Raw genomic sequence first — 24,721 nt, forward strand, 5'->3', positions numbered from 1 at the left:
CGACCGTTTTTCGGGGTTGTTTCGGTAAAAGCCAGGGGAGTTAAGAGCTGAAAATCAGCTGAAAAAACATCGCTCCCTAGCGTGAAACGACTCTAGCATAGTCATGTAACTGTTTCATTTCTACCTGAAACAATTACACACAGCCTGACAGGCATGGGAGGATCCGGCGGGCTGGCAGGCGGGCCGCCACTGTGGGGGAATGGTGGAAAAATCAGGCTTGCGGGGCGCCGCGCGCCCGCGAGCACGTGGCGCGGGCGACTCGCATGCAGATACAAACTCGCTACAAATCTCCGGCCAGCCGGCTTGACCTGGCGCCGCGCGGGGGTCCAGGCGGCGGCAGGCGGCGGCGATTCTTTACGTGGATTTACAAGGTCATGCCGAGGATGACGTCCTGGTAGTCGGTGCGGCCCACGCGGAAGGTGCGCCGGCCCAGCTGCGCAAAGCCGCAGCGCGCATAGAACGCCAGCGCATCGTGGTTTTCCGCGTAGACGCCCAGCAGCACCCGCCCCGCTCCGCTGGCGCGTGCCTGCTCCACGGCCGCCTGCATCAAACGCTGGCCCACGCGCTGGCCCTGGAAGCGGTGCAGCAGGTAGATGCGCTTGATTTCCAGGTCGTTCGGGCGCGGGTCGGCCACCGGCAGGCCGGCGGGACTGAGCACCAGGTAGCCGACGGGCGCGCCGCCCGGCGTGGCCTCGGCCAGCCACAAGCGCATGGCCGGCAGCGCCAGCCAGTCGCGGTACAACTGCACGTCGTGCTGGCGCTGGCAATGGGCGATGACGTCGGCGCCATCGAGGATGCCGGCGAACGCTTCAAGAAAAGTGGCCTGCCCCACCAGCGCCAGCGCGTGTTCGTCGCCCTTGGCGCAAGGGCGGATGGCGATCACGTTGTCGGTGTCTGCATTCATATCGCTTGGCATAGTCTGCTCCTCAAGGAAAACAAGCCGGGCGAAGCCGGCTTGAGGTCATATCACTACTGCGATTACTTGCCGCCTAACGGCACCTCGCACAAGCAGTGCGTGAGGGCCATGAACGGTTTATGTTCGCGCGTGATGCCCGACAGCCAGGAGAGGTCCTGCGCCATGCCCAGCGCCGCATCGGCCGGCAAGCCGGTCGTGGCGAGGCCCAGCTTCACGTGTTCGCCCAGGCCCAGCGAAGCCATGGCCTTGGAGCCGAACATGCCGATCAACCGGTCCACGTTCGACGTTTCCTGCTCCAGGTAGGTCACGCGGTAATCGGTGCCCAGCTTGGCGCGCTTGGCGGCCGAGGCCAGCGCATCGCCATAGCTGCCGATGCGGTCGACCAGGTTGCGCTCTTTCGCCTGCAAGCCCGTCCAGACGCGGCCCTGCGCCACCTCATTGATTTTCTCGGGCGTCGTCTTGCGCGCCTTGGCGGCCAGGTTCAGGAAGTCGCCATACACATGGTTGATCGAACCCTGGATCACTTGCGCGAAACGCGGGTCGAGCGGGCGCAATGGGTTGCCCGCGTCGGCCAGCCACGTGGTCGGCGAACCGGCCGTGTGGATGCCCAGCTTTTCCACTACCTTGTCGGCCGTCGGCAGAATCGCGAACACGCCGATGGAACCGGTGATGGTGGCCGCGTCGGCGATCACTTCATCGGCCGAGGTGCTGATCCAGTAGCCGCCCGAAGCGGCCACGTTGCCCATCGAGACGACCACCGGCTTGCCGGCGGCGCGCGTCAGTTCCAGTTCGCGGCGGATCAGTTCCGAGCCGAAGGCGCTGCCGCCCGGCGAATCGACGCGCAGCACGATGGCCTTGATCGATTTGTCTTCGCGTGCCTGGCGAATCAGGCGCGAGGTGGACAGGCCGCCGATGGCGCCCGGTGGCGCGATGCCGTCGCCGATTTCGCCCGAAGCGATGACCACGCCGACGGCGTCGCCGACATGCACGGGGCGCAGGCGCGCCAGGTAATCGGTGTAGTTCACCTGGCGGAAGTTCGTGCCTTCCGTGTTCTTCGCGCCGCGCGCCATCATGAACTGGCGCAGTTCGTCGCGCGTTTTCAGGCCGTCGACCAGCTTGGCGTCCAGCGACAGCTTGGCAATGTCGCCACCGGCGGCCGTCATCAGCGCGGGCAGCGCATCGATCGATTGCATGATGGCGCCGGCCGGCAGCTTGCGCGCCTTTTCCACGTCCGTCGTGTAGGTGGTCCACAGGCCGTTGTTCAGGTAGCGGTCCGCTTCGGCCGCCGCTTCGGACGGGCCGTTGGCGATGAAAGGCTCGGCCGCGCTTTTATACGTGCCCACTTTCAGCAGGTTCACCGTCACGCCCACCTTGTCGAGCGCGTCGCGGTAGTAATTGCGGTAGCGGCCAAAGCCTTCCAGCATGACGCCGCCCATCGGGTGCAGGAATACCTCGTCGGCCTTGGCCGCCACCAGGTACTGGCGCTGGTTGTAGCTCGAACCCCAGGCCGTGACTTTCTTGCCCGTGGCACGGAAGCGTTCCACGCCGGCCGCCACTTCGCGCAGCGAAGCGAGGCCGCCGCCCTGCAATTCGTCGAGCAGGATCACCATGGAGCCGATGTCCTTGTCCTTGGAAGCCGTGTCGAGCACCGCCAGCACATCGCGCAGCTGCACCGTCTTCTTGACTTCGCCGCTGACATTGGCCAGCACGGCCTCGCGCACGCCGCCCGGGGTTTCCTCGACCAGCGGGCCTTGCAAGTCCAGCACCAGGGTGGTCTTTTCCGCCAGGGGCTTGGCGCCGCCGCCGAAGATGGCGATCAGGATGGCGATGACGATCAGCAAGAAAATCAGATTGATGACCGCGCGGCGGGTGGCGTCGAGCGCGCGCCAGAATGCGCCAAAACCGCGGCGCAGCGGCGGGAAGGGGTTGAGTGACATTGATGCTCCGTGAGGTTGTGTACCTAAAGGAAATCAATATAACTGAAAACGGGCGGAATCGTCTTATTTTGACAAGTGTGCCGCGCCTTTGATGGCCTGCCCTCGCGGCGTCGAAATGAGGAACAGGCCGCCCAGCACCAGGGCGCCATTCATGATCAGCAATTCCAGGCCGATGCGGTAATGCTCGAACAGCAACGCCTGTTCCTGTTCGATCAGCGCGCACAGCAGCGGCCCCGCCACGGCCACCAGCGGCACCCAGCGGTCGCGCACGCCGCGCCGGCTCAGCAAGCCGAAGGCGAACAGGCCCAGCAGCGGACCATAGGTATAACTGGCCAGCTTGAGGATCACGCCTATCATGCTGGGATCGTCAAACCATTTGAAGGCCATGATCAGGATCAGGAACAGCGCGGCAAACCCCAGGTGGACACGGCGGCGCCAGCGCATCTGCGCGGCCGGATTCAGGTCCGCCCGCCTCTGCACGCCGAGGATATCGATGCAGAAGGTGGATGTGAGCGCCGTCAGCGCCCCGTCCACGCTGGGAAACAGCGCGGAAATGAGGGCGATAAAGAAGATCAGCTGCACCACGACAGGGAAATGCCCGAGCACGACGGCGGGGAACAATTTGTCGCCCGTGGCCATCACGCCGGCCAGCGGCGCATACAGGTGCAGCAAGCCGCCGAGGAACAGGAACAGCAGCAGCACGCCCGTCAGCACCACGGTCAGGCTGAGCATATTCTTTTGCGAGTCGCGCAAGGTCCGCACGGAGATATTCTTTTGCATCATCTCCTGGTCCATGCCCGTCATGGCAATCGTGATGAACATGCCGGCCACGATGTGCTTCCACACGTAGGCGGGGCTGTCCGGGTCCGTGGTGAAGATGCGCGTGAGGCCCTGCGCGCGCATGCGCTCGAGGCTGTCGACGAAGGACAGGTCCATTGCGCGCAATAAAAACACGCTGCAGATGACGAGACCGGCCAGCATGCACGCCGTTTGCAGGGTATCGGTCCAGACGATGGTCTTGACACCGCCCTCATACGTGTATAGCAGGATCAGCAGCAGCACGGCGCACGACGTCAGCCAGAACGGCACGCCCAGGCTGTCGAGGATGGTCGCTTGCAGGATATTGACCACCAGATACAGCCGCGCCGTGGCGCCCAACAGCCGCGACACGATGAAAAACGCCGCCCCGCTCTGGTAGGAGCGCCGTCCCAGGCGCAGTTCAAGGTAGCGGTAAATGGAGGTCAGCTGCAGCCGGTAGTACAGCGGCAGCAAGATGAAGGTGATGGCCAGGTAACCGAGTACATAGCCGATCATCAGCTGGATGTAGCCGAAACCGTTGCTGCCCACGGCGCCAGGCACGCTGATGAAGGTCACGCCCGTCAAGGTCGTGCCCACCATGCCGAAGGCCACCAGCATCCAGTTGCTGTCCTTGTTGCCGATGAAAAAACTGTCGTTGGTCGCATGGCGCGACGTGCGCCATGCCACACCCAGCAGGATCAGGAAATATGCGAGGACAACGGCAAACAGGATGAGGGGGGACATGGGCGATACGCTGGCGGCAAAGAGGAACAGGGGCAGCAATATACAACAAAGCGTACAGCAATGCCCCCGGTCAATCAGGCATCAGCAGCCGCTGCGTTTCACGCGCTCCACTTCCAGACCGAACCACGGACGCAAGCGCGTGCCGATGACGTTGCCCAGAAAGGCGCAGACCAGCCACAGCCAGCCGTGCAAGCTGCCAGAGATGATGCCGCTGAAGTAAGCGCCAATATTGCAGCCGTAGGCCAGGCGCGCGCCGTAGCCGAGCAGCAAGCCGCCGACGATGGCGGCGATCACCGAACGGCGCGGGATGCGCCACACGGGCGCGTAGCGGCCGGCCAGCGCGGCGGCCAGCATGGCACCGAGCACGATGCCGATGTCCATCACGGACGTCTTGTCTTGCGTCAGCGGCGCGGCCAGCGCAGCCGCGTTGGCCTTGGTGGACCAGTAAGCCCAGCTGGCCGTGTCGATGCCGACCACGGATGCGGCTTTCGCGCCCCACAGCGCAAACGCGGACGTCACGCCCCACGGCCGGCCCGACAGCGCCAGGGTGGCGAAGTTCAGCACGACGAGGGCAACGGCGCCCGCCACCAGCGGCCACGGGCCGTGCAGCCAGGGCGAGGCCTGCGCGGGCCGCAATGGCGTGGCGACGAGCTTGCCATGGCGGCGCTTTTCCACCAGCACCGTGATGCCGGCGATCAGCGCGAAGGCGATCCAGTTCAGCGCCAGCGCGGGCACCAGGCCCAGGGTCGTGACGAGGGAAATGGGCTGGAGCTGTGGCAGCGACGTCCAGAATGGCATATGCGCCGTGCCGATCACGGAGCCGACGATGAAGGCGGCCAGGGTGATGAGCATGCGCGTGCTGCCCCCGCCCACCGTGTACAGGGTGCCGGACGCGCAACCGCCGCCCAGCTGCATGCCGATGCCGAAGATGAAGGCGCCAAAGATCACCGAGGTACCGGCCGGAGAAACGAGGCCAGCGACGGGTGTGCCGAACAGCGTGCCGGCCGACAGCGCGGGGAAGAACAGCGCCACGCCGACGGCCAGCATCAGCATTTGCGCGCGCAAGCCGTCGCCGCGGCCATCGGCGATAAAGACGCGCCAGGCGGACGTAAAACCGAAGGCCGCGTGATACAGGGTGATGCCGAGCAAGGCGCCCACCACGTACAGCGCGGACAATGTGGCGCCGACGGTTTGCGCCAAATACCAGGCGCCGAGCACGATGAGCACAAGCGCGACGCCCAGCGGTTTTGGATTGATGGCGGCGCGCAGGCGCAGCGGTGACATTGCTGTATCGGACATGGGAAATATGGGCAAGAGGAAAGTAAACGTCATTCTCGCCCGTTTCGGTGTTTTCTGCCAGAAACTTACTGGCAGATCAGGCTAGCCTAGTGCCCCACCGCATGGATCGACTTTTCACCGCCGGCACGCACAGGTATGGGACTCAAACGGTCCATCCGGCCGCTCAAGGCTGTCAAGCCGAACGCACCGAGCACGACGAGCGCACCGATCCAGCCCGTGTGCACGAGGCCCAGGTGTTCGACGATCAGGCCGCCACCCCAGGCGCCGCCGGCGATACCAAGGTTGAAAGCGGCGATATTCAGGCCCGACGCCACGTCGACGGCGCGGGGCGTAAAGTGCTCCGCTTGCTGCACGACATACACTTGCAACCCGGCCACGTTACCGAAGGCCACGGCGCCCCACAGCAGCACGGTGATGACGACCAGCACGGGATGCGGCGCCGTGAAGGTCAACAGCAGCAAAACAAACGCCAGCAGCAAAAAGATCAGTTTCAAGGCGCTGACGGGGCCCTTCTTGTCGGCCAGCTTGCCGCCCCATATATTGCCGAACGCCACGGACACGCCATACACAAGCATCACCACCCCCACGGCGCCGGCGCTGAAACCCGATACTTGCTGCAGGATCGGCGCCAGATAGGTAAAGGCGATGAAAGAACCGCCATAGCCGATGGCCGTCATCGCATACACGAGCAGCAGGCGCGGCTGGCCCAGCACCTGCACTTGCTGCAGCAAGGATGCCGGTTTGCTATGGGCAATGTTCGACGGCACGTACAGCAGGCTGCCGATGAACGCCACCAGGCCGAGGGCCGAGACGGCAAGGAAGGTTTCGCGCCAGCCGAAATGCTGGCCGATGAAGGTGCCCAGCGGCACGCCCGTCACCAGGGCCACGGTCAAACCCGTAAACATGATGGCAATGGCGCTGGCCGCCTTGTCTTTCGGCACCAATGACGTGGCGATGGTCGAACCGATCGAGAAGAACAGGCCATGCGCCAGCCCCGTCAGGATGCGGGCAACGACGAGGGTTTCATAACCGGGCGACTTCCACGCCAGCAAGTTACCCAGGGTGAACAAGACCATCAGCGACAACAGCAAGGTCTTGCGTGGGATCTTGCCCGTCAGCGCAGTCAGCACGGGTGCGCCGACGGCGACACCCAGCGCATACAGGCTGACCAGCAAGCCGGCCGACGGCAGGTTCACGCCCAGGTCGGCGGCGATGGTGGGCAACAGCCCCACGATGACAAACTCGGTGGTTCCGATGGCAAATGCGCTGAGGGTCAGCGCGAGCAAGGCAATGGGCATGAAAAACTCCGATAAAAGATGTTGGCGTGCAGTATCGGGGTTTTCTTTGTGCCGAAAAATACCTCCATGGGAAGAAGATAGTTGCGCCCAAATCAACAATTTCATGCTCTGCTACACTGGCAGCATCAACACGGGGTCACCACCATGAATTCAGAAAAACTGGCGCTGCTGGTCACGCGCGAAATGCCATATGGGAAATATCAGGGACGGCTGCTGGCCGACTTGCCGGGACACTACCTGGGCTGGTTCGCGCGCGAAGGCTTTCCCTCGGGCGAACTGGGCAGTTTAATCGCGCTGATGTACGAGCTCGACCACAACGACTTAAGGAGCTTGCTCGACCCGCTGCGCACGCGCAAGTCGCCGTGGCGGCCGGGCGAGTAAGGACAGTAGTCAGGCGGGTCTTAGAACTCGCGCACCTTCTTTGCCAGCATGGCGCTGAACTCGCCATTTTCCACGAGTTTTTGCAGTTCGCTGGCGCCGCCGATGAGCACGCCGTTGACGAAGACCATGGGAAACGTCGGCCAGCCCGTCCACATCTTGAGGGCATTGCGGCGGTGCCACTGGTTCAGATAGCTGCCGTATTGCAGGTACTGGTAGGGCGTGCCCAGCACGTCAAGGATCTTGCGCGCCTTGCGCGGAAACGGATTGAGCGCCATGCCGACGACGACCACCTGGTGCGCGGCGATGGCAGCCTGCACCTCGCGCACGATGTCCTTGTGCTTGCTACCGATCAAAGGGCGGGCGGCGGAATGGATCTGGGCTTGGTCAAGGATGGCGCGGGTCATGAAAGTCCTGGGATGAGTGGCACGTGGCGTGCGGATCCACGCATTGTGCCACGCACCCAGCCTGGCGTGGGCTACACTGCGCCTATCGTCCCCTTCGCGTCAAAGATATGCAAGAAATCCACCCCATGCCTGAATGGCGTCGCACCCGCCGCCTGCTCGGCGCTCTTCTGCTGGCCGCCAGCTGCGCCAGCGCCCACGCCGCCGATCCCGGACTTGAAAGCGGCCTGCTCCACGCGCTGCACCTGAAAAAGGGCACGACGGACAGGGTGGGCACCTCGGGCAAGGCCATCGCCGCCTACATGCGCGAAGGCTACATCGGCAAGCGCCCCGAGCAGCGCTTCGACTACACCGATTACTACCTGCTGAAGAAACCGGCCAGCTTCATGGGACATGAACTGGTGCTCATCGAGGAAGAATACATCACGCAATACATAGGCTGCTGCGTCAGCCCCGGGGCCGGCGTGACGGTGAAAGTACGCGGCAACACGCAAAACCTGCAAGCGTTCGCCAGCGCCCAGCACTGCACCCTGACCGACCCAGTCGATATGCAACATGCATTGAGCGAGGTAGCCATCAAGGCCAGGCTGCCCCAAGGCCATTACGCCTCATTGAGCTGCCGCGAACGCGACGCGCAGCCCTAGCGGCTCGATGGCGGATGCCGTATGCCGGCCTGAACAATCGTTGCCGTCGAATAGGGTGATTCGCTATGCCAGCCCAGGCTCGCATACAATTTCGCCCCATCGTCCGTTGCCACCAGCACCCGGCGCGCGCTGGCCGATCGTTGCCTGGCCGCCAGCGCGGCCATCAGCGCCCGCCCCAGCCCCCGGCGCCGGTGGCCGGCCTCGGTGACGATGCGGTCAAAGACAAAGACACCGGCATATTCGACGGCATGGCCGCTGGCGGCAATACCGCCATCTTCGGCCAGAATATGCGCCGTCGTGATTTCCTGTGATGTTGCCACGTCCAGGCGGTAGCCGGCAGGCAGATCCGGCGCCTGCAGAGTGCCTTGATGGGTCATGAAATAGCCGCCGGGGCAAAGTTGCCATCGCGGCGGTAACAGCCCCAGCAATTGCTCCCCGTCGCCACACATCTTGATGAAGATATGCGGGCCGTGGATAGCGGCTGCCAGCGCGCTGATGCCTGGAACAGGTCCCGCAAAAACGTGGCGCCGGATTTCGCCCGGCAAGCCCGTATCGACGCGCCATCCGCCCTGATCGGGCACGGGCAGCGCCAGGCCGCGCGCCATCGAACGTGCCGCCAGCCAGGCGGCAAGCAGGCCGGGATCGGCCAGATGCGACTTTCCTTGTTCTTCCAATTTTCATGCTCCTACATTCGTCCCTGTCCCGCTTATGCCAGGGTAAAATCTTCCGCCTACCCCAGCGGCACGTGCAAGCCCATCTTCAGGCAAGTCAATGCCACCGACGTGCGGTAGCGCCGGATATTGTCGTCGCCGCCGAACAGGCGCTCCGTCAGCGCCTCGTATTCGGCCATGCTGCTGGCGGTAATGATCAGCAGGTAATCGGCCTCGCCCGTGATCCCGTAGCACTGCTGGATGGCAGGCTCGGCCATGATGCGCGCGCGCATGCCTGCCGTGCGCTGCGGGTGCTCGTCGTGCAGATGCACTTCCACCGTCAGGATCAGGGGGCGGCCCACGCGGCTCGCGTCGAGCACGGCCACTTCATTGCGGATCACGCCGCTCTCGCGCAGGCGCCGGATGCGCCGCTGCACGGCCGGTGCCGACAAGTGCACGGCCTGGGCGATTTCACGCTGCGATGTCGTGTTATCGCGCTGCAAGATGTCGAGGATGGCCAGGTCGAAGGCGTCGAGCGTGACGGAGGGTGTGAGCGAAAGTTGCGTCATGAAGGTCAAAATGCAGTGCAAAACTCGGAGCAGACACAATAAACTTTCACTATTCCGATATCAAGCCTTTTATCACCATGCCATTACGCCGCTATTCCTCGTTCATTCCCCTGCTGGCCATCCTCGGTTCCGTCACCTGCCTGGGACTGGGCACCTCATGGGCCAAGCACAGCCTGTTTCCGCTCGTGGGCGCGCAGGGCACGACGGCCGTGCGCGTGGGCTTTTCCGCGCTGCTGCTGTTGCTGTTCTGGCGCCCGTGGCGCTGGCAGCTGAGCCGTGCCGACCTGCGCACCGTGGCCCTGTACGGCGCCGCGCTCGGCTTGACCAACCTGTGCTTCTACATGGCCTTGCGCACGATCCCGTTCGGCATCGCCGTGGCGATCGAGTTTTCCGGCCCGCTGGCCGTGGCCCTGCTGGCCTCGCGCCGCCCGCTCGACTTTGTCTGGGTGGCCCTGGCCGTTGCGGGACTGGCGCTGCTGCTGCCGCTCGGCCACGACGTCAGCAACCTCGATCCGACAGGCGTGCTGTTCGCCCTGGGCGCTGCCGTCTGCTGGGCCTCGTACATCGTCTTCGGCAAGCGCGCCAGCCATCTGCATGCGGGCCATTCCGTCTCGCTGGGCCTGGCCATGGCCGCGCTGGTGGTCGTGCCCGTCGGGGTGATGCACAGCGGCGCCGCCCTGCTCTCGCCCATCGTGCTGGGCGTAGGCCTGGGCGTGGCCCTTATTTCCAGCGCGATACCGATCTCGCTGGAAATGGTGGCCCTGAAGCGGCTGACGCCGCAAGCGTTCGGCATCATGAGCAGCATGGAGCCGGCCGTGGCCGCCATGCTCGCGTACATCCTGCTCGACGAGCGCCTCGGTGCCGGGCAATGGCTGGCGATTGCCATGATCATGGCCGCGTCGATGGGCAGTTCGTACATGGCGCAGCGCCAGAGACGCGCTGCGCCGGCTGGTGCTCAGGCCCGAATATAAATCGTGAAGCTGGCATAGATCATGACGATGCCTCGTGCTGCCTGGCCGTGCGCCAGGCCAGCAGCGCGGCCAGCACGAGCAGCGCGGCGCTGGCCGTGAAGGTGGCGCGAAAGCCGTAGCCGTCGAGCAGGATGCCGCCCACGGTGGAACCGAAGCCGATGCACAGCTGGACGACGGCCACCATCAGGCCGCCACCGGCTTCGGCGTCATCAGGCAAGGTCTGCGCCAGCCACGACCACCAGCCCGTGGGCGCGGCCGTCGCCAGCAATCCCCATAGCCCCAGCAGCACGAAGACGGGCGCCAGCTCGTCGCCGAACGCCAGCAGGGCCAGCGCGATGGCGGCCATCAGCAAGGGAATGGCGACCAGCGTGCGGTACAGGCCACGCCGCAGCACCACGCCGATCAGCGCCGTGCCGATGAAGCCGGCCACGCCGATCGCCAGCAGCAGCATCGACAAGGTGGGCACGCCGACGCGCGTGACGTTTTCCAGGAACGGACGCACATAGGTAAACAGCACGAACTGCCCCATGAAGAACGCGCCGACGGCCAGCATGCCCAGGGCCACCTGACGGCGTTCGAGCAGGCGCAAGATTTGGCCGGAACGGGCCGAACGCGGCGCCGCCGGCATCGATGGCAGGCTGCGCCACTGCCAGGCCAGCGCCAGCAGCGCCACGGGCGCCAGGCACAGGAAGGCGCCGCGCCAGCCGATGCTGGCGCCCAGATAGCTGCCCAGCGGCGCGGCCACCACGGTCGCCAGCGCATTGCCGCCGTTGAAGATGGCCAGCGCCCTGGGCACGCTGTGGCTGGGCACAAGGCGCATCGCCACCGCGACCGACATCGACCAGAATCCCCCCACCACCACGCCAATCAGCGCGCGCCCCGCCATGTACATCGCGTAGCTGGTGGCCAGTCCCACCACCAGCGCCGACACGCACATCAGGCCCGTCAACAGCAGCAGCAAGGTCTTGCGGTTCATCGATGCCGCCAGGGTAGCGATGGACAGGCTGGCCAGCACGGCGAAGGCGCCGGAGATGGCGATGCCATAGCCGGCCAGGCCTTCGCTGACGTGCAAGTCCGCCGCCAAGGGCGTGAGCAGGCTGACCGGCATGAATTCGGAGGCGATCAGGGTGAACACGCACAGGGTCATGGCAAAGATGCCGCCCCAGAACGCGGGCGCTGCCGCCTCGCTGCGGACCGCGCTCATGCCGCCAGGGCGCGCTGGAAGAACGACGCCAGCTTGTCCCACGGGATCAGGGTCACGCGGTCATACAGGTCGACGTGGCCGGCGCCGGCAACGTAATGGAGCTCCTTCGGCTCGGCGGCGCGCCGGTAGGCATCCTCGCTGAACTCCTTCGAGTGCGCCTGGTCGCCCGTGATGAACAGCAGCGGACGGGGCGAGATCGTCTCGATATCGATGAAGGGATAGAAATTCATGAACTTGACGTTGCTGCTCAAGGTGGGACGGGTGGCGCGCTCGGGCAGCTGGCTGGCAGGGATGTAGGCGCCGCGCGGCGTGCGGTAGAAGTCGTGGAATTCGCGTTCGATAGCACTTGGGTTGGCACTCAGTTCGGGCAAGGTGCCGCTCGTGTACGCGGTGGCGCCGCCGGCAAACTCCACCTGGCGCTGGCGCGCGGCCGCGGCGATATAAGCCTGGCGCTGCGCCAGCGTTTGCGACTGGCGCAAGCCATGGCGGCTGGCGCTGCCCATGTCGTACATGCTCACCGTGGCGACGGCCTTGATGCGCGGGTCGATCTTGGCCGCGCTGATGACAAAGCTGCCGCTGCCGCAAATGCCGATGGCGGCGATGCGTTCGCTGTCGACCAGGGCTTGTGCGCCGAGAAAATCGACGGCCGCGCTGAAATCCTCGGCATAGATATCGGGCGAGACGGCGTTGCGCGGCTGCCCTTCGCTCTCGCCCCAGAACGACAGGTCCAGCGACAGGGCGACGAAACCCTGCTCGGCCATTTTGGTCGCATACAGGTTCGCGCTTTGCTCCTTGACGGCGCCCATCGGGTGGCCAACGATGATGGCGGCGTGCCGGCGAGCGGGGTCCAGCTGCGCCGGCAGGAACAGATTGCCGGCAACCGTCATCGGGTACTGGTTCCGGAAGCGCACCGGCTGCACCGTCACCTTGCCGCTCTTATAGAAATTGTCGGCGCCATCGGGCATGGCTGGCAAGGCCGGCGCGGCGGCGGCGAAAATGGGTGCGCCCAGGACGGACAGGACGCCCAGTGCCGCCATGCCCGTGCCCGCGGCCTTGACGAATTCGCGGCGGCCAGCTGTCGTTTTCATGCGTGTTGTCTTCATGCCCATGCTCCTTTAAAAGTCAGGGCACCATCTTGACGCAGGCAAGCTCTTTTGATTAGCGGGTACAATCTTGATGTAGTTATGAGAAAAATTCAGCAATGAGCCAAACCAAGGTCAACGATCTGCAAGCCTTCCTCGCCGTGGCGCGGGAACGCAGCTTTACCAAGGCCGCCGCCAGGCTGGGCATCACCGCGTCCGCGCTCAGCCATACCATCCGCACCCTGGAAGAACGGCTGGGCGTGCGTCTGCTGGCGCGCACCACGCGCAACGTGGCGCCCACCGACGCGGGCGAAAAGCTCATGCTGGCCATCGCGCCCCTGTTCGAGCAGATCGCCGCCGAGGTCGAGGCGCTGGGCGCGCTGCGCGACAAGCCGCGCGGCACTATCCGCGTCACCTGCACCGACGACCATATCGAACTGCTGCTGCGCCCCATGCTGGCCGGCTTCCTGCGCGACTATCCCGACATCAGCCTGGAACTGGTGGTCGACTACGGCTTTACGAATGTGGTCGAGCAGCGCTTCGACGCCGGCATCCGCCTGGGCGAAGCGATCAGCAAGGACATGATCGCCGTGCGCATCGGCCCCGACTGGCGCCTGGCCGTGGTAGGGTCGCCCGCGTATTTCGCGCGCCATGGAGCGCCCGCGACGCCGCATGCACTGACGGAATTCGCTTGCGTGAATATCCGCCACCGGCCCGCTGGCGCCATCTACGCCTGGGAATTCGAAAAGGATGGGCAAGCCTTTGCCGTCAAGGCCGAAGGCCAGCTGGTGTTCAACAGCATCATGCACGTGCTCAATGCGGCGCTCGACGGCATCGGCCTGGCGTATGTGCCCGAGCCCCTGCTGGCGCCCTACCTGGCCGATGGCCGCCTGGTCGAAATCCTCGCCGACTGGTGCCCCACCTTCCAGGGCTACCACCTGTACTACCCGAACCGGCGCCAGGCCACGCCCGCGTTTTCAGCCTTCGTGGAGGCGCTGCGCTACCGCGCCTGATTTCGCCACGTTCCTGCGCGCCAGCCAGGCCAGCGGCAGCAAGGCGAGCAATGCCGCCGCCACGCCGGCCCATGGCGACGACGCCATCATGTGGCGCGAGACCATCAGCGCACCGAGCATGGAACCGAAGGAAATGCCGAGATTAAACGCGGAAATGTTCAGGCCCGAGGCGAAATCGACGGCGTGCGGCGTGTAGCGCTCGGCCGTGGCCAGCATGCCGGCCTGCAAGGCGGGCGACAGGCCGAAGGCGAACACGCCCCAGACGAACAGCATCACCGTCATCATCCACTGCGAGCTGATGCTGAGCGCCACGCCCGCTTGCGTGGCGGCCAGCAACAGCAGCATCACACGCAAGGCCTTTGGCCAGCCCAGGTGGCTGGTCAGGTAGCCGCCCGCCAGATTGCCGGCAAAAGTGGCGATGCCGAACACAATCAGCAAGGCGCTGGCCATGGTGGCGGAAAAGCCCGTCACGTCCGTCAGGATGGGCGTGATAAACGTGAACGCGGCAAAGCTGCTGCCGAAACCGAACGTCGTCACGGCCATCATGGTGATAATGGGACCGCTGCCCAGGGCCGCCAGCTGCGTCATGGCCTTGCCGCCCTTGCCTTGCTGCAAACCGGCCCGCAGCCAGCGCGCCATGGCGGCCAGGCCCAGCGCGGCCAAGACCACCACGGCAAAGAAGGGCAAGCGCCAGCCCATCAGGTTGCCGAGGAAGCTGCCGAACGGCACGCCGATCACCATGGCCAGGGTCAATCCCGCGAACATCACGGAAATCGCCCTGCCCGCCTGCGCCTTGTCCACCAGGCTGGCGGCCACGGTGGCGCCGATGGCAAAGTAGGTGCCGTGCGCCACGGCAGTGATGACCCGCCCCAGCAGCAACAGTTCGAATGTGTGGGAAAACGCTGCCAGCAGGTTACCTGCCAGGAACACACTCATCAGCCCCAGCAGGGCCGCCTTGCGCGGCAGTCGCGACATCAAGAGCACCAGCAGCGGCGTGCCGATGGCCAGCGCCAGCGCATACAGGCTCACCAGCGAGCCGGCCGATTCGATGGAAATCCGCAAATCTTTCGCGATGCTTGGCAGGATGCCGACGACGATGAATTCGGTGACGCCGATGGCAAAGGCGCCGACGGCCAGCGCCAGCACGCCGGGCGGCATCTTGCTTGTTTGAGGGGAAACAGGGCTTGCGGTGGTCATGGCATTCTCCGGCTGAGTTCAATCCAGCCAGTGTATCGGGCATTCCGCTTTTGATATAGACTCCGATAATGGAAACACCTGTGAAATGGATTCAATAATGGCCAGGCAAGACATCAACCGCGCGTTCGAGATGGCCGTGTTTGTCGCCGTGGTGGAAACGGGCGCCTTTTCCGCCGCCGCGCGCCGCCTGGCCTTGACGCCGTCGGCCGTGAGCAAGCTCGTCAACCGCCTGGAAGCGCGGCTCGGGGCCCGTTTGCTCCAGCGCAGCACGCGCCAGCTGCACACGACGCCCGAGGGCGACGCCTTCTTCGTGCAGTGCAAGCGCATCCTCGACGACATCGACGGCGCCGAGCGCGAAGCATCGCAGGGCGCGGCGCCGCGCGGACGCTTGCGCATCAACTGTTTCGTACCGTTCGGCGTACGCCATCTGCTGCCCATCCTGCCCGAGTTCGCGCAGCGCTATCCCGACATCGTGCTCGACGTCGTCGTCAGCGACGCCATCGTCGACTTGCTGGAAGACCGCACCGACATCGCCATCCGCACGGGCAAGCTGAAGGAATCGAACCTGGTGGCGCGCAAACTGGGCGAAGACGCGATGGTCGTCGTGGCCTCGCCCGCCTACGCGGCGCGCCACGGCCTGCCGCGCACGCCGCAGGATTTATCCACGCACAATCTGCTGGCGTTCAACTTCCGCTGCCAGAACGAAACCTGGCCCTTCCTCGATGGCGCGGGCGGAACATTGCAGGTGGCGCCGCAGGGCAATACCTGCGTCAGCGATGGCGAAAGCATGCGCCAGCTGGTGCTGGCCGGCATGGGACTGGGACGCTTTTCACGCCATCACGTGCTGCGCGATATCGAGCGGGGCGATTTGATTCCCGTGCTGCAGGACTACAATCCCGGCGACAGGGAACTCGTGCACGCCGTCTTCGTGGGACCGGGCCTGCAAGTGCCGGCCAGGGTGCGCGTGATGCTCGATTATCTGCTGGAAAAAGTGCAGCTGGGGTGAGCGCCGCCTGCCCACATCGCGTCTTATAATCGGCCGTACCATTGAACTTCCAGGGAGCCGCGCCATGCATGATGACTTGATCCATACCTTGCAAACCCGCTTCAGCAAGCACATGCACCGCCATCCGGGATGGACGTGGGACAAGGTGCTGGCGCGGCTGAATGCCGCTCCCGCCAGCCTGGCGGTCTTGCAGCAAATGGAAGACACGGGCGGCGAACCGGACGTCATCGGGCACGCCGGCGGCACGGGCGCCGTCACGTTTTGCGATTGTTCGGCAGAAAGCCCGCTCGGCCGGCGCAGCCTGTGTTTTGATGCTGATGCCCTGGCCGCGCGCAAGGCCAACAAGCCGGCCGGCAGCGCCATGGCCATGGCGCAAACGATGGGAGTCACACTGCTGACGGAAACGCAGTACCGCCAGTTGCAGGAACTGGAACCGTTCGACCGCAAGACCTCGAGCTGGATCGCGACGCCGGACAGCATCCGTGCGCTGGGCGGCGCCCTGTTTTGCGACCGCCGCTATGAGCAGGTCTTCGTCTATCACAATGGCGCCGACTCGTATTATGCGAGCCGGGGTTTCCGTGGCTTGCTGCGCGTCTGACCGCTAAGGCTTCAGACTGCCGCTTCCAGGCGCAATTGCCGGCCTTCATCGAGCATCAGCTCGAACTCGGCCGCCGGCACGGCCGGGCTGAACAGATAGCCTTGCAGCTGGTCGCAGCCGAGTTCGCGCAGGAAGCGCATCTGCTCGGCCGTTTCCACCCCTTCGGCAACGATTTCCTGGCGCAGCTGCTGCGCCATGGTGACGATGGCGCGGGCGATGGCGCAATCGTTTTCCTCGAACGGCAAACCGATGACGAACGAGCGGTCGATCTTCAAGGTACTGATGGGGAATTTCTTCAGGTAGGCGAGGCTGGAATAGCCAGTGCCGAAGTCGTCCAGCGCCAGCGCCAGGCCCATGGCCACCAGCTGGTTCATGATGTCGATGACCTTGTCGGCGCCGCGCATCAGCAGGCTTTCCGTGATTTCCAGCATGATTTGGTCGGGCCGCACGCCGTAGCGCTCGAGCACGGCCGCTATGCGTGCCGGCAACTGCTCATCGAACTGGCGCGCCGACAGGTTGACGGCGATGGCCGGCATGTGCAGGCCCCGGTCTTCCCAGCTGCGGATCTGGCGGCAGGCCTCGTCCAGCACCCAGGTGCCCAGCTCCAGAATCAAACTGGTTTCCTCGGCAACGGGGATAAAGACGCCCGGTGAGACCATGCCGCGCATCGGATGCTTCCAGCGCAGCAAGGCTTCCGCGCCCACGATGCGTCCGCTGGCCAGGCTCACTTTCGGCTGGTAATGCAATTCCAGCTCCTTGTCACCCAGCGCCAGCCGCATTTCGCTTTCCAGGCGCAAATGCTCCTTGGCCCTGCGGTTCATGTCTTCGCGGTAAAACAGGAAGGTCGATTCGATCGTCTGCCCCGCCTTGGACACGGCCACGTCGGCAAAGCGGAACAGGGCCGGCGCTTCCAGGCCATCTTCCGGATACACGGTGATGCCGATGCTGGCGCCCACATGCAGCGCGTGCGCATCGATATTGATCGGCGCCTCGAGCAGGTTGAGCAGCTTTTGCGCCACATTTGCCGCGTGTTCGCGCTTTTCGATATGCAGCAGGGCCACGACGAACTTGCTGTTGTCGACGCGCGCCAGGATGTCCGCGTCGCGCAGGGCGCCACGGAACAGCTGGCCGATGGCGATCACCAGCTGGTCGCCCACTTCATGGCCCAGGGTGTCGCTGATGGAACCGATGCGGCTGATGTCGATGACCATCAGCGCGCCATGCGTGCCCTGGCGTTTCGCTTCGGCCAGGCCCTGGTCGACCAATTGATTGAGCAGGCAGCGGTTGGGCAAGCCCGTCAGGCTGTCGTAGTTGGCCATGCGCTGCATGCGCGCTTCCGCATCCTTGTGCACCGAGATATCGGAAAACAGGGAAAACACGTGGCTGATTTCGCCGAATTCGTCGCGCACGACGCTGATGGTGACGTCTTGCGGGAACAATTCGCCATTCTTGCGCTTGCCGATGATTTCGCCGCGCCAGGAACCGTGCCCGCGCATGGCGGCGCGCACCTTGGCGCGGAAATCGGGGTCGTGCACGCCCGAGCGCAGCAAGTCCGGCGTGCGGCCGATGGCTTCGGCAGGCGAATAGCCGGTGATGCGGCTGAACGAGCTGTTGATCGAGACGATGCGTTCTTCCGCATCCGTGATCAGCACGGCTTGCTCGCTGTCTTCGATGATGCGCGCGTGCAACCTGACCTTGTCCACGTCGGACAGCGGCTCGCTCATGGCCGACAGGCGTACGGCCATGCCGCATGCCTTGCCCGCCTGGTCGTGGATCACGTGGCGGTGCATGCGCAGCCATGTCACCATGCCCGACTTCTTGCGCCGGCGCACATCGGTGGCCACGTCGCCCTGCATGAAATGCAGTTCCAGCACGCTCGCTTCCGCGTCGTCTTCTGGATACAAAAACAGGATGTGCTGGCCCAGCGCCTCGATTTCGGAATAGCCGAACATCTGTTCGGCGCCATGGTTCCAGCCGATCAAAAAGCCGTCGGGATCGATTTCCAGCAAGGCGTCGGGGGGCGCCACGCGCACCACGGGCCGGCTGGCGCCGCGCAGCCGTTCCAGCTCTTCCTCCAGCCGCGCCAGCGTGGCGGCCTGCTGCGGCCCCGCCTGTTCACGGGCGTCCTGGGCCAGGCGCAGGCACAGCGCGACCTTCGCCTCAAGCATGGCAACCCCACTCGTGGGCCAGGTCAGGGGAAGGTATCAGGGGCGCTGCGGTGTGTGTAATCATCAAAATCCCACTGTGGGGCATGGAGGTCGGGCAAGAAATACGATTGCAATACTGCGAATATGGTAACTTAAAAATGTTGGCGTATGTCAACATTTTAAGGTCTACGCCGAATGGCCCGGCAGATGCTGCGCCAGGCGGGCAAACACATCCGGCTCGCGCATGCGCGCCATCCACCAGCGCAATGCGGCGCCATCCTCGCCCACTCGCCAGGCCAGGTAAAACGTTTCCGACGGTTTCGGCTCTTCCACGGCCTTTTCCACCAGCAAGCCGCGGGCGATGGCGGCGCGCGCGCACGGCCCCGGCAGGAAGCCAAAGCCCAGCCCCAGCACCTGGTAATCGAACTTGACCTGCATGTTCGGCACGCTCAAGGCATCTTGCCCCAGCAGCAGACCCACGGTGCGCGGCGCCATCTGGCGCGCCGAATCGGCCACCACCACGGCCCGGTGCTGCTGCAGGTGGCCGCGCGACAACGGTTCCCGCACCTGCGCCAGCGGATGCGTGGGCGCCACGGTAAAGACGAAGTCGAGCATGCCGATCGGCTGCGCGATATAGCCGCCGCCCGCCGGTCCGTCGCCGGGCGCGCCCACCAGCAAGTCGGCGCGCCGGTCCAGCAGCGCTTCCCACGTGCCCGACAGGGTGTCTTGCGACAGGCGCAGGCGCGTCTGCTGCGCCACGTCGTAAAAGGCGCGCACGTCGTCGGCCAGGGCCACGGCGGAAAACATGGAATCGATGCCGATCGACAATTCCGTTTCCCAGCCGGACGCCACCCTGCGCACGCGGTGCTCGAGGTCCTGCGCCGCCTTCAATAGATAACGGCCCTCTTTCAGCAATTCCTGGCCAGCCGCCGTCAGCATGACTTTCGGGCCATTGCGCTGGAACACTTGCACGCCCAGGTCGTCTTCCAGCTTGGCCACCGTATAGGAAATGGTGGACGGGACTTTATGCAACTCCTTGCCGGCCGACGAGAACGATCCGCGGCGGTCGATGGCGTCAACGATTTGCAGGGCTTCCAGGCTCAGTCTTAACATTCGATTTTTTCGATCATAGGTCGCAAGATTTTCCGTTTTTCTTTCTCTGCTGGGGGGCCTATACTTTGTTCATCGTACAGCGAAGGGCAGAAAAGAAGCCACGGCGTAACGCCAGGCAACGGTCCTTCGAAATTATCGCACATTAACCTTTAGAAACGGAGTCCACCATGTTACAGATTCGTCATAGCGAAGAACGCGGCGCAGCCAACCACGGCTGGCTCAATTCCCACCACAGCTTTTCCTTCGGCAGCTACCATGATCCGCTGCACATGGGCTTTGGCCCCTTGCTGGTGATCAATGAAGACCGGGTCACGCCTGGCCAGGGTTTCGGCACGCACGGCCACCGCGACATGGAAATCATTTCGTATGTGCTCGACGGTGCACTGGAACACAAGGACAGCATGGGCACGGGCTCCGTCCTGCACTACGGCGATGTGCAGCGCATGAGCGCCGGCAGCGGCGTGCGCCACAGCGAGTTCAACCACTCGGCAACGGAGGGTTTGCACTTCCTGCAGATCTGGATCCAGCCGAACGTGACGGGCATTCCGCCCAGCTATGAAGAGAAACACTTCACCCCGGAAAGCAAACGGGGCAAGCTGCGCTTGATCGCCTCCTCCGACGGCCGCCAGGGTTCCGTGCTGATCCACCAGAATGCGGCCATCTACGCCAGCATCCTGCAGGAAGGCGAACAGGCAGAACATGCGCTGGACGAAGGCCGTCTCGCCTATGTGCACCTGATCCGCGGCAGCCTGGTTGTCAACGGCACGCCGTTGAAAGCGGGCGATGCGCTGAAGCTGACGCAGGAAGCCAGCGTGATCATCACTCAGCCGGAAGATGCGGAGTTCCTGCTCTTCGATTTGCCTAAATGATGGTACCTGGCCAAACCTACTGCGCGTCGCGCTTTGCGGCCTGCGATGCTCACCGTACTAAAGTACGGTTGCGCTTCTTAGCCACAAATCACTGCCGCTCGCTACGGTTTTGCCAGGCACCGCAAGTCAACCTTAAATCTTGATAAAAACAATTGGATTAATATGAAAAATAACACTGATCTGCTGTTCCCCCTCGGCCGTGCCGCCCTTGGCGTGCTGTTCTTTGTCTCGGGCTTGCTGAAAATCGGCGGCTTTGCCGGTGTGGCCGGCTACATGGCCAGCCAGGGCTTGCCGATCGCCAATATCTTGCTGGTGGGCGTGATCGTGCTGGAAGTGGGCGGCGGCTTGCTCTTGATCACGGGCTGGCAGGCGCGCTGGGCGGCGCTGGCCCTGGCGCTGTTCCTGATCCCGACTACCGTGATCTTCCACGCCTTCTGGAGCGCCGATGCGGCCCACTTCCAGGACCAGCTGACGAACTTCCTGAAGAACCTGTCCATCTTCGGCGGCATGCTCTTGCTGGTGGAACGCGGCTTTCGCCAGGCCAAGTAAGGCCAAGGCTGCCTGACCGGACGGGCCCGTCATCGACGCGGCCCGCCCGGCCGGCAGCCTGTCACCGTTTTGTCATCAAGCTGACATGGCGCTGTCACATTCGCCAACTATCATGCGGTTGCCATTTAAATCACGCAACCACAGGACATCGCAGCCCATGAACAAGCCCAACGATCTGGCCATCAGCGCCACCGATCTGAACGACATTGACAGCAACGCGTCCCACGACAACCATTTCAACAGCATCCTGAACGCCCGCCTGAGCCGCCGCAACTGGCTGCGCGGCAGTGCCGTCACGGCCGCTACCGCCGTCATGGGGTCGATGGGCCTGTCCGCCTGCGGTGGCGGCAGCGATGCGGTCGCCGTCACGCCGACGCCGACGCCGACGCCAACGCCTGAAAAACTGCTGGCCTTCACGGCCGTGCCAAAAAGCCTGGCCGACGTCGTGTCGGTACCGGCCGGCTACACGGCCACGGCCCTGTACGCGCTGGGCGACTCGCTGCGCGCGGCCACGCCAGCGTACAAGAATGACGGCAGCGATACCGATTTCGACAACCGCGCCGGCGACCACCACGACGGCATGGAATACTACGGCCTGTCCGCCGCCGGCGCGCCGCTGGCGTCCGGCGCCGAACGTGGCTTGCTGGCGATGAACCACGAAGCGACCACGGACGAAAAACTGTCCTCGCACTTCCTGCACGTGAATGGCGGCACCACCTCGCTGCCCCGCCCTGCGGCCGAAGTCGACAAGGAAGTGGCCGTCCACGGCCTGAGCGTGGTGGAAGTCAAGAAGACGGGCAGCGCCTGGGCCACCGTCAACGATTCCGCCTTCAACCGCCGCGTCACGCCGCTGACGGACATCGAGATCGCCGGCCCCGTGCGCGGCAACGCCCTCGTCGTCACCAAGTATTCGCCGACCGGCACCAAGACGCGCGGCACCATCAACAATTGCGGCACGGGCAAGTCGCCTTGGGGCAGCTACCTGTCCGGCGAAGAAAACTGGGCCGGCTACTTCACGCGCTCGGCCACCGACAACGCGGCGCGCGGCGACAAGTCCGTCGTGTCGCTGAACCGCTATGGCCGCAGCCAGGGCGGCGCCTCGCGCCACGGCTGGGAAACGGGCGGCAGCGACGACAAGTACGCGCGCTGGAATCTGAGCAAGATCGGCGCGTCGACCAACGGCAGCGACGACTACCGCAATGAGCTGAACGGCATGGGCTACATCGTCGAAATGGATCCGTACGACAAAACCAAGGCCATCCGCAAGCGCACGGCGCTGGGCCGCTACGCGCACGAAAGCGCCGCCTTCAGCGTGCCGGCCGTGGGCCAGCAGCTGGCCGTCTACATGGGCGACGATTCGCGCAACGAATACATCTACAAGTTCGTCACGACGGCCGTCTGGGCCGCCGCCGATGCCAATCCGGCCGACCGTATCGCCACCGGCGACAAATACCTCGATTCGGGCAAGCTGTACGTGGCCAAGCTGGCCGCTGACGGCACGGGCCAGTGGATCGAGCTGGCCATGTCGAACGCGCTGATCCAGGCCTACAGCGCCTACAAGTTCGCCGACCTGGCCGACGTGCTGGTCAACGCCCGCCTGGCGGCCGACGCCGTGGGCGCAACGAAGATGGACCGTCCGGAATGGTGCTCGGTCAACCCGGCCAATGGCGAGATCTACTACACGCTGACCAATAACTCGAACCGCACCGCCAATCCGAGCGGCTCGTCGCAGCTGGCGCCGGACAGCGCCAATCCGCGCGCCTACACGGACATGAAGGGCAGCAGCGCGCAGAACGGCAATCCGAACGGCCACATCATCCGCTTCAAGGAAGGCACGGGCGCGGCCGCGGCCACCAGCTTTACGTGGGACGTCTACCTGTTTGGCGCCGAGAGCGGCGCCGACGCCAGCAAGATCAACCTGTCGAACCTGACGGCCGACCAGGATTTCTCGAGCCCTGACGGCCTAGCCTTCAGCCCGTACACGGGCATCTGCTGGATCCAGACGGACGATGGCGCGTACACGGATGTGACCAACTGCATGATGCTGGCGGCCATTCCCGGCAAGGTCGGCGATGGCGCCAAGTCCACCCTGAACTACGCGACGGCGGCCGGCGGCAACCTGGCGGTCGACACCTTCATCGGCAAGAAACCCACGGCCGATACGCTCAAGCGCTTCCTGGTGGGACCGGTCGGCTCGGAAATCACGGGCATCAGCGAAACGCCTGACGGCAAGACCATGTTCATCAACATCCAGCATCCGGGCGAAAACACCTCGCTGGCGAATATCGGCGATCCGTCCAAATACACGAGCCAGTGGCCTGCCAACGCCGGCTATGGCGCCGGCAAGCGCCCCCGCTCGGCCACCATCGTGATCACCAAGAACGATGGCGGACGCATCGGCAGTTGATGTCCCGTGCCTGGCGGCGGCTACCGCCAGGCAAAGCCAGCAATTCACCTTGTAAAAGGAGGAAGTGCCCCTAAGTAAGGCTTATCACCAGACATTGCAACGACCGAATGGCAGCCAGGGAAAACGTTTCCCTGCTTTTTGGTATGATGGCAAGGCGCGCCGGCACCGGAGTGGTGTCGCGCGCCTTTTATTTTTGATAATTACTTATATGAGCACAACCATGCAAAGCGGCGCAGACATCCTGGCGACAGGCGAATTGGATTACACGACTTCCTGCGCACTGCCGACGCCGTGGGCCCAGTTCACCTTGCACGCCTTTGTCGAACACGCCACGGGCAAGGAACACCTGGCCATGGTGCTGGGCGATATCGGCAACGGCGAACCGGTGCTGGCGCGCGTGCATTCCGAGTGCCTGACGGGCGACGTGCTGTTTTCGCAGCGCTGCGACTGTGGCGCCCAGCTCGAGGGCGCCCTGAAACGCATCGCCGAGGAAGGCCGCGGCATCTTGCTGTACCTGCGCCAGGAAGGACGCGGCATCGGCCTGATCAACAAGATCCGCGCCTACCGCCTGCAGGAAGCGGGCGCCGACACGGTGCAGGCGAATGAACAGCTGGGCTTCAAGGCCGACGCGCGCAACTACACCTTGTGCAAGCCCATGTTCGCGCAATTCGGCATCCACAGCCTGCGTCTGATGACGAACAACCCGCGCAAGATCGCGGCAATGGAAGCGCTGGGCATCACGGTGGCCGAACGGGTGCCGCTGCTGGTCAACCGCAACGCCTTCAACCAGCACTACCTGAATACCAAGCAAAGCAAGCTGGGTCACATGATGACGCCGGAAACGGCCCCGGCGCTGGAAGACGGCGCCCTGTAATTGCTGCCCCGGCTTGCCGGGCCGGCGCATGCCGGTCCTCGCCCGCCGCGCTCC

The 24,721-nt window shown here is 64.3% G+C and carries 23 protein-coding genes; 10 read left to right on the forward strand and 13 right to left on the reverse strand.

Annotated features, from left to right (window positions below):
- Positions 1 to 364: 364 nt before the first annotated feature.
- From V3C40_RS16185 to V3C40_RS16205, 5 genes are all read right to left on the reverse strand, one after another.
- Entirely contained in the window at positions 365 to 916 is a 552-nt protein-coding gene (locus V3C40_RS16185; RefSeq protein WP_331777972.1) for a GNAT family N-acetyltransferase, read from the reverse strand.
- 62 nt (positions 917 to 978) lie between these two features.
- Positions 979 to 2,853 (reverse strand): signal peptide peptidase SppA, encoded by a 1,875-nt coding sequence (sppA, locus tag V3C40_RS16190; protein ID WP_331777973.1) that lies wholly within the window; start codon positions 2,851 to 2,853, stop codon positions 979 to 981.
- A gap of 63 nt (positions 2,854 to 2,916) precedes the next feature.
- Entirely contained in the window at positions 2,917 to 4,395 is a 1,479-nt protein-coding gene (locus tag V3C40_RS16195; protein WP_331777974.1) for a sodium:solute symporter, read from the reverse strand.
- 81 nt (positions 4,396 to 4,476) lie between these two features.
- Positions 4,477 to 5,694 (reverse strand): YeeE/YedE family protein, encoded by a 1,218-nt coding sequence (locus tag V3C40_RS16200; RefSeq protein ID WP_331777975.1) that lies wholly within the window; start codon positions 5,692 to 5,694, stop codon positions 4,477 to 4,479.
- Positions 5,695 to 5,780: 86 nt separating this feature from the next.
- Positions 5,781 to 6,992, reverse strand: coding sequence for an MFS transporter (locus tag V3C40_RS16205; RefSeq protein WP_331777976.1), 1,212 nt, complete (start codon positions 6,990 to 6,992; stop codon positions 5,781 to 5,783).
- Positions 6,993 to 7,136: 144 nt separating this feature from the next.
- Between V3C40_RS16205 and V3C40_RS16210 the strand changes: the two genes are divergently transcribed.
- Positions 7,137 to 7,373: a DUF3820 family protein gene (locus tag V3C40_RS16210; RefSeq protein ID WP_034749909.1), complete on the forward strand. Its 237-nt coding sequence runs from the start codon at positions 7,137 to 7,139 to the stop codon at positions 7,371 to 7,373.
- Between the two features lie 20 nt (positions 7,374 to 7,393).
- Here V3C40_RS16210 and V3C40_RS16215 read toward each other — a convergent pair whose 3' ends face one another.
- Positions 7,394 to 7,777, reverse strand: a complete 384-nt coding sequence (locus V3C40_RS16215) for a glutaredoxin domain-containing protein (RefSeq protein WP_034749913.1) — start codon at positions 7,775 to 7,777, stop codon at positions 7,394 to 7,396.
- Positions 7,778 to 7,902: 125 nt separating this feature from the next.
- On the opposite strand from V3C40_RS16215, the gene V3C40_RS16220 reads away from it, so the two are divergent.
- Complete coding sequence (locus V3C40_RS16220) at positions 7,903 to 8,418, forward strand: hypothetical protein (protein ID WP_331777977.1); 516 nt, start codon at positions 7,903 to 7,905, stop codon at positions 8,416 to 8,418.
- Here V3C40_RS16220 and V3C40_RS16225 read toward each other — a convergent pair.
- Both V3C40_RS16225 and V3C40_RS16230 read right to left on the reverse strand, forming a co-directional pair.
- Positions 8,415 to 9,092 (reverse strand): GNAT family N-acetyltransferase, encoded by a 678-nt coding sequence (locus tag V3C40_RS16225; RefSeq protein ID WP_331777978.1) that lies wholly within the window; start codon positions 9,090 to 9,092, stop codon positions 8,415 to 8,417. The genes V3C40_RS16220 and V3C40_RS16225 overlap by 4 nt on opposite strands.
- A 56-nt stretch (positions 9,093 to 9,148) precedes the next feature.
- Positions 9,149 to 9,637: an Lrp/AsnC family transcriptional regulator gene (locus tag V3C40_RS16230; RefSeq protein ID WP_331777979.1), complete on the reverse strand. Its 489-nt coding sequence runs from the start codon at positions 9,635 to 9,637 to the stop codon at positions 9,149 to 9,151.
- Positions 9,638 to 9,714: 77 nt separating this feature from the next.
- Between V3C40_RS16230 and V3C40_RS16235 the strand changes: the two genes are divergently transcribed.
- Entirely contained in the window at positions 9,715 to 10,608 is an 894-nt protein-coding gene (locus V3C40_RS16235) for an EamA family transporter (protein WP_331777980.1), read from the forward strand.
- Positions 10,609 to 10,627: 19 nt separating this feature from the next.
- On the opposite strand, the gene V3C40_RS16240 is transcribed toward V3C40_RS16235, so the two are convergent.
- Together V3C40_RS16240 and V3C40_RS16245 are read right to left on the reverse strand one after the other, a co-directional pair.
- Positions 10,628 to 11,812, reverse strand: coding sequence for an MFS transporter (locus V3C40_RS16240; protein WP_442907273.1), 1,185 nt, complete (start codon positions 11,810 to 11,812; stop codon positions 10,628 to 10,630).
- Positions 11,809 to 12,915 (reverse strand): alpha/beta hydrolase, encoded by a 1,107-nt coding sequence (locus tag V3C40_RS16245; protein ID WP_331777981.1) that lies wholly within the window; start codon positions 12,913 to 12,915, stop codon positions 11,809 to 11,811. The genes V3C40_RS16240 and V3C40_RS16245 overlap by 4 nt, the downstream gene beginning before the upstream one ends.
- A 98-nt stretch (positions 12,916 to 13,013) precedes the next feature.
- Between V3C40_RS16245 and V3C40_RS16250 the strand changes: the two genes are divergently transcribed.
- Entirely contained in the window at positions 13,014 to 13,907 is an 894-nt protein-coding gene (locus tag V3C40_RS16250; protein ID WP_034749920.1) for a LysR family transcriptional regulator, read from the forward strand.
- On the opposite strand, the gene V3C40_RS16255 is transcribed toward V3C40_RS16250, so the two are convergent.
- Complete coding sequence (locus V3C40_RS16255) at positions 13,872 to 15,104, reverse strand: MFS transporter (protein ID WP_331777982.1); 1,233 nt, start codon at positions 15,102 to 15,104, stop codon at positions 13,872 to 13,874. The genes V3C40_RS16250 and V3C40_RS16255 overlap by 36 nt on opposite strands.
- Positions 15,105 to 15,189: 85 nt before the next feature.
- Between V3C40_RS16255 and V3C40_RS16260 the strand changes: the two genes are divergently transcribed.
- The gene (locus tag V3C40_RS16260) at positions 15,190 to 16,110 is read left to right on the forward strand and encodes a LysR family transcriptional regulator (RefSeq protein ID WP_331777983.1); all 921 of its coding nucleotides are present in this window, start codon (positions 15,190 to 15,192) and stop codon (positions 16,108 to 16,110) included.
- Positions 16,111 to 16,174: 64 nt separating this feature from the next.
- Complete coding sequence (locus tag V3C40_RS16265) at positions 16,175 to 16,708, forward strand: DUF4256 domain-containing protein (RefSeq protein ID WP_034749927.1); 534 nt, start codon at positions 16,175 to 16,177, stop codon at positions 16,706 to 16,708.
- An 11-nt stretch (positions 16,709 to 16,719) separates the two neighbouring features.
- Here the strand turns inward: V3C40_RS16265 and V3C40_RS16270 are convergent, their stop codons facing one another.
- Together V3C40_RS16270 and V3C40_RS16275 are read right to left on the reverse strand one after the other, a co-directional pair.
- Positions 16,720 to 18,876: a putative bifunctional diguanylate cyclase/phosphodiesterase gene (locus V3C40_RS16270; RefSeq protein ID WP_070302160.1), complete on the reverse strand. Its 2,157-nt coding sequence runs from the start codon at positions 18,874 to 18,876 to the stop codon at positions 16,720 to 16,722.
- Between the two features lie 165 nt (positions 18,877 to 19,041).
- Entirely contained in the window at positions 19,042 to 19,968 is a 927-nt protein-coding gene (locus tag V3C40_RS16275; protein ID WP_034749931.1) for a LysR family transcriptional regulator, read from the reverse strand.
- Between the two features lie 167 nt (positions 19,969 to 20,135).
- Here V3C40_RS16275 and V3C40_RS16280 point away from each other — a divergent pair, with 167 nt between their 5' ends.
- The 4 genes from V3C40_RS16280 (at position 20,136) to ribA (ending at position 24,667) form a co-directional block, all read left to right on the forward strand.
- On the forward strand, positions 20,136 to 20,837 hold the full coding sequence (locus V3C40_RS16280; protein WP_331777984.1) for a pirin family protein: 702 nt from the start codon (positions 20,136 to 20,138) through the stop codon (positions 20,835 to 20,837).
- A 162-nt stretch (positions 20,838 to 20,999) separates the two neighbouring features.
- The gene (locus V3C40_RS16285; protein WP_319992871.1) at positions 21,000 to 21,386 is read left to right on the forward strand and encodes a DoxX family protein; all 387 of its coding nucleotides are present in this window, start codon (positions 21,000 to 21,002) and stop codon (positions 21,384 to 21,386) included.
- Positions 21,387 to 21,543: 157 nt separating this feature from the next.
- Positions 21,544 to 23,793, forward strand: a complete 2,250-nt coding sequence (locus V3C40_RS16290; RefSeq protein WP_331777985.1) for a PhoX family protein — start codon at positions 21,544 to 21,546, stop codon at positions 23,791 to 23,793.
- A gap of 220 nt (positions 23,794 to 24,013) precedes the next feature.
- Positions 24,014 to 24,667: a GTP cyclohydrolase II gene (ribA, locus tag V3C40_RS16295; RefSeq protein ID WP_034749940.1), complete on the forward strand. Its 654-nt coding sequence runs from the start codon at positions 24,014 to 24,016 to the stop codon at positions 24,665 to 24,667.
- Positions 24,668 to 24,721: the final 54 nt, after the last annotated feature.

The sequence above is a fragment of the Janthinobacterium sp. LS2A genome, assembly GCF_036543145.1.
GTDB lineage: Bacteria > Pseudomonadota > Gammaproteobacteria > Burkholderiales > Burkholderiaceae_D > Janthinobacterium > Janthinobacterium aestuarii.